The organism is Psittacicella gerlachiana (genome assembly GCF_003585965.1).
GTDB lineage: Bacteria > Pseudomonadota > Gammaproteobacteria > Enterobacterales > Psittacicellaceae > Psittacicella > Psittacicella gerlachiana.
Genome location: NZ_NRJF01000091.1, coordinates 1 through 6,141 on the forward strand (window position 1 = coordinate 1; position 6,141 = coordinate 6,141).

Annotated in this window: 3 protein-coding genes; all 3 read right to left on the reverse strand. The window is 36.3% G+C overall.

The window, feature by feature from the left end:
• Window positions 1-211 precede the first annotated feature (211 nt).
• Window positions 212-1,633 carry a dihydrolipoyl dehydrogenase gene (gene lpdA / locus CKF59_RS03710; RefSeq protein ID WP_119534637.1) on the reverse strand — a complete coding sequence of 474 codons (1,422 nt, stop codon included), beginning with the start codon at window positions 1,631-1,633 and terminating at the stop codon, window positions 212-214.
• Between the two features lie 15 nt (window positions 1,634-1,648).
• Complete coding sequence (gene aceF, locus CKF59_RS03715) at window positions 1,649-3,250, reverse strand: dihydrolipoyllysine-residue acetyltransferase (RefSeq protein WP_119534638.1); 1,602 nt, start codon at window positions 3,248-3,250, stop codon at window positions 1,649-1,651.
• Window positions 3,251-3,347: 97 nt separating this feature from the next.
• Entirely contained in the window at window positions 3,348-6,020 is a 2,673-nt protein-coding gene (gene aceE, locus CKF59_RS03720) for a pyruvate dehydrogenase (acetyl-transferring), homodimeric type (protein WP_119534639.1), read from the reverse strand.
• Window positions 6,021-6,141 lie beyond the last annotated feature (121 nt).

Sequence of the window (6,141 nt, forward strand, 5' to 3'; positions counted from 1 at the left end):
ACCGATATAAATATAACCTGTATTCAATTCTTTATAACTTTAACTTAAAAATATTCCTAAAAATATCTCAACGCAGAATTAACAGATTTAAGATTCTTTAGACTAGCTTTTCTGAATAATTTAAAAGCCTATCCACAATGTGGATAGGCTTTTAACGTTCGAATATAATTAAAACTAATATCTTTAGCTATTTGTTAAAACAACTAGATGATTATTTTTTTACTGCTTTTTTATTAGGTAAATCTGTAATAGATCCTGTGTAGATTTCAGCAGCAAGACCTACAGATTCGTGTAATGTTGGGTGAGCATGGATTGTTAATGCTACATCTTCAGCATCAGCACCCATTTCAATTGCTAAGCAAACTTCACCTAAAAGTTCACCAGCATTTGTACCTACAATACCAGCACCTAAAATTAAGTTAGTATCTTTATCGAATAATAGTTTAGTTAAACCATTAGAAGCGTCTGAAGCAATCGCACGACCTGAAGCAGCCCAAGGGAATACTGCAGCTTCGTAATTAACGCCAGCTTCTTTTAATTCGCGTTCAGTTTTACCAACCCAAGCAATTTCTGGTTCAGTATATGCAATTGAAGGAATTACACGTGGATCAAAGAAGTGTTTTTTGCCACAAATAACTTCAGCAGCAACATGACCTTCGTGTACCCCTTTGTGAGCTAACATAGGTTGACCAACAACATCACCAATCGCAAAAATATTTTCTACATTAGTACGCATTTGTTTGTCAACTTCAATGAAGCCACGATCAGTAACTTTAACACCAGCAGCTTCAGCATTTAGTGTTTTACCATTAGGACGACGACCTACAGCTACTAAAATAGCATCATAACCTTCTGTAGCATTAACTTCACCTTCCATAGTTACATATACAGCGTCTTCTTTAGCTTCAACAGCTTTAACACCTGTATTCACTCGGAATTCGATTTTATCTTTTAATGCAGTTGTTAATACTTTAACTAATTCAGCATCAGCTGGTGGAATAATGTGTGGAGCAGGTTCAACTACAGTTACTTTAGAGCCTAAAGTAGAATATACAGTTGCCATTTCCATACCAATGATACCACCACCTACAACTAGAAGACGGTTAGGAACATTTTCAAGTTTTAATGCATCAGTTGAGTCCCAAACACGAGGATCATCATGAGGGATAAATGGTAAAGTTACTGGAGTAGAACCACATGCAATAATTGCATGTTCAAATTTAACTACAGTTTCACCACCATCAGTTAAAGCTACAGTAATAGTATTTTTATCTTTAAACTGAGCCCAACCTCTAACTACCTCAACTTTACGACCTTTTGCCATACCCGCAAGACCTGTAGTTAATTTACTAACTACACCTTCTTTATACTTACGGATACCGTTGATGTCGATTTTTGGATCAACAAAGGTAACACCATGAGAAGCTAAAGTTTTTGCTTCATTCATTACTTTAGATACATGTAATAATGCTTTAGAAGGAATACAACCTACATTTAAACATACACCACCTAAAGTACTGTGTTTTTCAATTAAAACAACTTTTTTTCCTAAGTCAGCTGCACGGAAAGCTGCTGAATAACCAGCTGGACCAGCACCAATCACAACTACTTGTGTTGAAATTTCGTTAGACATTGTTTCCTCTTACAATTACATGATTAATGTGCGTAAATCGCTTAACGCTTCATTTACTGCAGTAATGAAACGAGCACCATCAGCACCATCAATTGCACGGTGGTCAAATGATAAGCATAATGGTAACATTAAGCGTGGAACAAATGTTGAACCATTCCAAACTGCACGAGTTTCTGAACGAGATACACCTAAAATTGCAACTTCTGGAGCATTAACAATTGGTGTAAATCCTGAAGTACCGATACCACCTAATGATGAAATAGTGAAACAACCACCAGACATATCAGCACCAGTTAATTTACCAGCACGTGCTTTTTGGCTAATTACAGCTAATTCTTGACTTAATTCAATAATACCTTTTTGATCAACATCACGAATTACTGGTACAACTAAACCGTTTGGAGTATCAACAGCAATACCTAAGTTAATGTATTTTTTGAAAGTCATTTGTGCTGCGTCAGCAGATAAACTTGCATTAAATTTAGGATATTTAGCTAAAGCTCTCGCAACAGCTTTCATAATGAAAACTAAAGGAGTAATTTTAACATCTAATTTACGTTTAGCCGCTAAAGCATTTTGTTGTTTACGGAAGTCTTCTAAATCAGTAACATCAGCCCAGTCAAAAGCAGTTACATGAGGAATCATCACCCAGTTACGGTGTAGGTTTTGACCAGAGATTTTTGGAATACGTCCCATCTCTTTAACTTCAACTTCACCAAATTTAGAGAAGTCAACGTTTGGCCATGGTAATAAGTTTAAGCCACCAACTGAAGTGCCACCTGTAACTTTACCAGTTTGTACAGCTTCAACTGCTGATTTGATGTAAGCTAATACATCTTCAGGTAACACACGACCTTTTGGACCTGTAGCTTTAACTTTATCAAGATTTACACCATACTCACGAGCATGACGACGAACAAGTGGAGAAGCATGAGCGAATGTTGCAGAAGCTTCAACTTGCTCTTGAGGCAATCCTTTAACTGCAGCACCTGATGTTGCTGGAGCAGGAGCTGCTTTAGGAGCTTCTGCAGCCGGAGCTGGAGTTGCTTGTGCAGGTGCTGGTGCTGCTACAGGAGCAGATCCTGCAACTTCAAATTTGAATGCTGGAGTACCAGTTTTAACTTTATCACCTTCTTTAATTAGAATTTCAACGATTTTACCAGCTTTAGGAGATGGAACATCCATAGATGCTTTATCACCTTCAACTGTTAATAAATCTTGATCTTCTTTAACTTCATCACCAACTTTTACTTTTAATGAAGCAACGTTTACTTCATCATTACCAATATCAGGTAAGTTGATTACTTCAACTGCTGATGCAACAGGTGCAGCTGCTGGAGCCGGTGCCGGAGCAGCTTCTGCTTTTGGAGCTTCAGCCGTTTCTGTTGCAGATTCTACAGCGTAGAAAGGAACTCCTGTTTGAACTTTGTCACCTACTTTTACAAAAACTTCAGTTACTTTACCGCCTTCAGGAGCAGGAATTTCCATAGAAGCCTTATCACCTTCTACAGTTGCGATTTCTTGGTCAGCTGTAATTACGTCACCAACTTTAATAGTTAATGATACTAAATTCACTTCATCTGTACCAATATCAGGCATTTGAACTTGTTTAGCCATTTAAAAAAACCCTTATTTAAACTTTAAATTATAAGTCTAAATGGGGGGAATCCCCATTTAGCCTAATTGTAAAAACTAACAAAAATATTACACTAAATTAAGCATCAAGACTATAAGGTTTGTTTGGATCAATACCTAAGTCTGCAATAATTTGTTTAGCAGTTTCTGGTTTTAATGTTCTTTGACGTAATAATGCGTAAACTGACGCTAAAGCAATGTGTTTAGCATTTACTTCAAAGAATTCACGTAAGTTTTCACGGCTATCTGAACGACCGTAACCATCAGTACCTAAAGTGTTATAGTTTGCTGTAGGTAAGAATGCACGGATTTGTTCTGCAAATGCACGAACATAATCTGTTGCAGCAACTGTTGGTAAGTTTTGTAAGTGACTAGTTACGTATGGAATGTCTTGTGCTGCAAATGGATTTAAACGATGTTTGTGTTCACAACGTTGACCATCACGTGCTAATTCTGTAAATGATGTTACAGAGTGTACGTGTGATTTAATACCATATTTAGCTAATAATTCAGCAGCTAAAACTACATGACGTAAAATTGCTCCTGAACCTAATAATTGAACTTCAGCAACTTGTTCACCTTCAGCTACAACTTCTTTTAATTTGTAAATACCTTTAACGATACCTTCTTTCGCACCTTCAGGCATTGCAGGTTGATCGTAAGTTTCGTTTAGAGTTGTAATGTAGTAGTAAACGTTTTCTTGTTGTGGACCGTACATACGGTTAATACCATCTTCAAGAATTACAGCTAACTCATATACAAATGCTGGGTCATAAGATCTTACACCAGGCATTACACTTGAAATAATGTGTGAATGACCATCTTGGTGTTGTAAACCTTCACCATTTAATGTTGTACGACCTGAAGTTGCACCTAATAAGAAACCACGTGCTTTTTGGTCACATGCAGCCCATAATAAATCAGCTACACGTTGGAAACCAAACATTGAGTAGTAAATAAAGAATGGAATTGTAGGTACGTTATTTGTAGAGTAAGAAGTAGCTGCAGCTAACCATGAAGATGTTGCACCTAACTCATTAATACCCTCTTGTAATAACTGACCGTTTTGTTCTTCTTTATAGAAAGCAACAGATGATTTATCTTGTGGTACATAGTTTTGACCGAATGGAGAGTAAATACCTACTTTACGGAATAAACCTTCCATACCGAATGTACGAGATTCATCAGCAACAATTGGAACAATGTTTTTACCGATGTTGTTGTTCTCTAATAGAGCAGTTAAGTAACGTACAAAACCTAAAGTTGTTGAAATTGGACGTTCTTGTTTTTGTAATAAGTGATCTAATTTTAGATCTTCGATAGATGGAACATTGAACTCAACATCGAAACGATCACGACGTTGTGGTAAGTATCCACCTAAAGCTTTACGGTGACCGTGTAAGTAGTTATACTCTTCAGTACCTTCAGCAAATTTAACGAAATCTAAGTTTTCAACTTGCTCATCTGTTAGAGGTAATTTGTATTCATCACGAATGAATTTTAATGAGTCTTTATTTAATTTTTTAACTTGGTGAGCAATATTTAAACCTTGAGCAGCTGCACCTAGACCAATACCTTTAATAGTTTGAGCTAAGATTACAACTGGTTGACCTTTAGTTTCTTTCGCTACTTTAAATGCGTTATAGATTTTTTTGAAATCGTGACCACCAGTTACTAAGTGGCTTAATTCTTCATCACTTAAATCTTTAACTAATTCTAAAGTTTCTGGGTATCTTGCGAATAAGTGTTCACGGTAGTAAGCACCATCTTTAGAGTTGAAGTTTTGGAAATCACCATCAACTGTTTCGCTTAATAATTGTAATAATTTACCAGATGTATCTTTGTCTAAAAGTTTTTGCCATGAAGAACCCCATAGAAGCTTAATAACCTTCCATTTAGCTCCCGCAAAAATACCTTCTAACTCGTTAACGATTTTACCGTTACCAAATACAGGACCATCTAGACGTTGTAAGTTACAGTTAACAACGAATACTAAGTTGTCTAAACCTTCACGACCAGCGATTGATAAAGCACCTTTTGATTCTACTTCATCACATTCACCATCACCTAAAAACGCCCATACAGTTTGGTTACTTGTATCTTTTAAACCACGATTGTGTAAATATTTTAAGTAACGAGCTTGGTAAATTGAAGTTAAACCACCAAGACCCATAGATACTGTTGGGAACTGCCAAAATGTTGGCATTAAGTGCGGGTGAGGGTATGAAGAAAGACCATCTGCAAACGCTTCTTGACGTAAGTTATTAGCTTGTTCGTCAGTGATACGACCTTCAACATATGCACGTGCATATACACCTGGAGATGAGTGACCTTGGAAGTATACTAAGTCACCACCATCAACATCATTTGCAGCACGGAAGAAGTGGTTAAAACCTACTTCCCACATATCAGAAACAGATTGGTAAGAAGCTAAGTGACCACCTAACTCTTGATCTTTTCTTTGTGCGTGTTGAACCATCATAATCGCATTCCAACGAATAGCCGCTTGAATACGTTTTTCTAAAGCTACATCACCAGGATACTCTACTTCTTCAGCTTCTGAAATAGTATTTACATAAGGAGTGTTTAATGCTGATGGAAGTTCAATATTTTTTGAACCAGCATGAGCAAGTAAACGATCGATAATGTATTTAGCTCTTTCTTTACCTTCATTAGTTAATACTGAGTTTAAAGAATCAAGCCATTCCTGTGTTTCAATAGGATCGATATCATTAGTATTGATGTTTGACATTTTATGTCCTTTTACAATTTTGTTAGCTTAATATTTGATTAAATTAACATAAAGTACTTTGTTGCTTTATTATGAATTTAGGGGATTCTCTAATAGAACAACAATTTGCTCTACATAATTC

Excerpts from the sequence above, each read along its gene's own strand:
- lpdA (WP_119534637.1), bottom strand. The coding sequence starts at position 1,633 with ATGTCTAACGAAATTTCAACACAAGTAGTTGTGATTGGTGCTGGTCCA.
- aceE (WP_119534639.1), bottom strand. The coding sequence starts at position 6,020 with ATGTCAAACATCAATACTAATGATATCGATCCTATTGAAACACAGGAA.
- aceF (WP_119534638.1), bottom strand. The coding sequence starts at position 3,250 with ATGGCTAAACAAGTTCAAATGCCTGATATTGGTACAGATGAAGTGAAT.